The sequence below is a fragment of the Bacillus sp. FH genome (assembly GCF_052216825.1).
Classification (GTDB): domain Bacteria; phylum Bacillota; class Bacilli; order Bacillales; family Bacillaceae_G; genus Bacillus_A; species Bacillus_A paranthracis.
In genome coordinates this window covers 1-3,040 of record NZ_JBQOUU010000003.1, presented here as the reverse complement: position 1 = coordinate 3,040, position 3,040 = coordinate 1, and the positions used below count along the sequence as shown (strand labels likewise).

At 35.6% G+C, this 3,040-nt stretch carries 2 protein-coding genes, 1 rRNA gene and 1 pseudogene; 2 read left to right on the top strand and 2 right to left on the bottom strand.

The annotated features are described in order from the left end of the window. Positions 1-222 precede the first annotated feature (222 nt). Positions 223-338 (top strand): 5S ribosomal RNA (rrf, locus tag ACTT1L_RS14095). A gap of 218 nt (positions 339-556) precedes the next feature. Here the strand turns inward: rrf and ACTT1L_RS14090 are convergent. Further along, positions 557-1,149, bottom strand: a pseudogene (locus ACTT1L_RS14090) (RNA-guided endonuclease TnpB family protein); the annotation flags it as partial. Between the two features lie 109 nt (positions 1,150-1,258). Between ACTT1L_RS14090 and ACTT1L_RS14085 the strand changes: the two are divergent. Then, positions 1,259-2,191: a DMT family transporter gene (locus ACTT1L_RS14085; RefSeq protein WP_001998796.1), complete on the top strand. Its 933-nt coding sequence runs from the start codon at positions 1,259-1,261 to the stop codon at positions 2,189-2,191. Between the two features lie 86 nt (positions 2,192-2,277). On the opposite strand, the gene ACTT1L_RS14080 is transcribed toward ACTT1L_RS14085, so the two are convergent. Further along, on the bottom strand, positions 2,278-3,040 hold a 763-nt coding region (locus tag ACTT1L_RS14080; protein WP_442821970.1), incomplete at its 5' end, for a sulfotransferase family 2 domain-containing protein.

Sequence of the window (3,040 nt, the reverse complement as noted above, 5' to 3'; positions counted from 1 at the left end):
TTGTTAACCTACTCGTTGGTTATGCAATCAACCGGTATTTAACCGCATAGTTCTGCATGATGGGTTAGGTTTTCGCATTTATCGTGAAACGCTTTCGCGTTTTTCGTGCGCCGCTTCAGCCATGTATCAAAGTACGGTTTTCGCATTTATCGTGAAACGCTTTCGCGTTTTTCGTGCGCCGCTTCATCCGTTCTCTAGTTTTGAAGGAATATGCCTTCATAGTTTGGTGATGATGGCAGAGAGGTCACACCCGTTCCCATACCGAACACGGAAGTTAAGCTCTCTAGCGCCGATGGTAGTTGGGACCTTGTCCCTGTGAGAGTAGGACGTCGCCAAGCAAAAACCTAAGTCGTTTCGACTTAGGTTTTTTTGTGTTTATTTATATATATCAAATGACATAATCCGTAAATTTAGTAATCTTAATGAGAGAAAAGGATGAAATGGAGACGTTTTAAAGTCAACTACCCCCAGTGAGACAAAGCCTTTCAGTGGGGGCTTGAGCTCGAGCGCTAGGTCTTTTCGTCTATCGCTAGACAGTTTGACGCTCTAGCATTTATGCTACCCCACGATTTGTCACGCAACTTACTAATCTATCTACACCTAAATCGCAATTCAAAGCGTTACTCGTAGTCGTGGATGGTTTCTTCATTTGAGAAACATGCATTTCATATGTATCATGCACCTCAAAGAACCGACTTTTTTGCTTCGGTGCAATCTCAATGTAGAAGATTTTTTTATGTCTTAAATTTTTCGGCATACGTATTTTAATGGAACCCAATTTTTTTTGAATGCCACATTCATCGGAACCATCCAATACCCGTTATTATCCACTTTAGGGACTTGATAGATTTCAATGATTCGTTTGTCAGTGGAACGAGAATAATTTGGAAACTTCGGACGCCCTGTGAACTGCTCAGGATTTTTCTTACATTGTTCCAACGCTTTAAAAAAGCTCTTCACTTCTGCATATAAGGCTCTGCGAATCGCTTGAATAGAATTTGATTGAACGCCCCAATCATTCGTATTGGCTTGCAGGGCAGTATCTACTTCTTTTACAGTAGCCATCCTGTTATTGTTTAAGTAACTTTGTTTCATCGTGTACAAGCCAACATTTCGCAACGCTTTTGAGCTATGTGACATGCGCTGAAGTGAACCCCCGCTGATTAAAGTTTCAATTTATACAATATCTTTTCATTTTTAAAGGATTTCATTCATCAAAAAATCTATAATTAAGGTAATTAATATATATTATTGATGGGTGTGGGGGATTATGAAAGAAATATGCATGTTATTAGTGGCTGTTATATTATGGGGGACAGCCATTGCGCCAACAAAGTGGGCGTTAGAAGTTATTCAGCCATTTACTTTGTTATTTATTCGCCTTTTCTTCGCTGGTGGAATTTGTTTGCTATTTTCATTTAAACAATTAAAAAAATCGGTTGTACATAAACAAGTGCCGTGGAAAAGAATGAGTTTACTATCTTTTACTGGTGTAGCTGGTTACTTTATGTTCACATCCTACGGTATTTCTTTAACAAGTGGATTACATGTTAGTATTATTGATGCTGCTTTACCGTTAGTTACAATTCTTTTTTCAGCGATCTTTTTGAAAGAAAAAATTCAGCTTAATTATTGGATCGGTATTGTATTGGGAGCTGCTGGAGTACTTCTTATTACTATCCCATCTAGTAACGGTAATCAAGAAGTATCTTTAATAGGAGATACCCTTATTTTATTAAGCACTTTCTTATTTGCTTTCTATACAGTATTGTTGAAAAGACCAAAACAAGAACAGTATTTATCAAACAAGGTTTTTACAACATTAACTTTAATTATTGGAGCTGTTATTTTATTACCATTTGCAATGGTAGAAACTTTTTACTATGGTTTCCCAGAAATCGAAACATGGAAGACTGGATTTAGTGTAATGTATCTTGTTATAGGCGCAACAATTTTAGCGTATTGGTTTTGGAATAGAGCACTAGAGACAGTCTCGGCATCAGTAAGTGGGTTATATTTAAATGCATTACCGTTAATAAGTATTGTTGCTTCAATTGCTTTATTAGATGAGTCTTTAACTTGGAAGATAGTAATAGGAGGAAGTTTAGTCTTAATAGGAGTAGGATGGGCAGATAGACAAAAGATAAGTAAGTTATTAAAGAAGAATAACTTGAATAGTAAGGAATGCTAAGTAACATATTGTATATAGTTTAAATATAAAAAAACACCTTATATATATTAGGTGTTTTTTTATTTGGCAAAGATAATAGATTGAAATCAGTATAGGTATTCTCTACTATATTTATACGTATTGAAATCATTTTGAAATATTGTTTGAACGAGTTGTATACATTCGGTATCATAAAAACTTTCGAAAGTGGGGTAGCGAGGAAATAAAGGGTCAGTAATATCGGCTTCGCTAAAATTCCCTTTATAAATCATGGCGGGAGTTTGATGATGCCATGATATTGAGAACTCATTTATTGGTGCAGTTTTTAATTCGAAACGCTTTTCTAATGCTTTCATATCCTGATCGAAGTTTTCTAAGTATATATAATTGGTCACATATTCTTCTTCACCAGCTATATATTGTTGTGTGAAATGCGGGTTAATATCATTTCCTTGAGCATCATTAATGAATAGATAGTATAGAAATTGTTTAAATGAGAGGCCTTTGGAGGAGTTTTCATCTTGATATAAAAACTTTCGGATGGGCTTCCATTCGGGATTTTCTATATAGGGAGGTGCGATTAAGGATACGAAAGAGCTCACTGCTCGTCTATAAGGGTTACGAACAAGCTTAAAAGTTTCTTTTTGTTTTTCGCGTAATGCTATACCTAGTCGAACACTATAGGCAGGTGTACTTTTGTATATGTCATATTCATAATTATGAATGAAAGGACTATAATTTAGAGCTGTCTGTAATAAGTCAATCTGATAAAAAAACCACTTAGCAAGAGAAGTACAACCACTTTTTTGGCTCCAAAATAGAATGATAGGAAAATTCTTATGATAATGTGGGTTTCTTGAATGGGCGTTG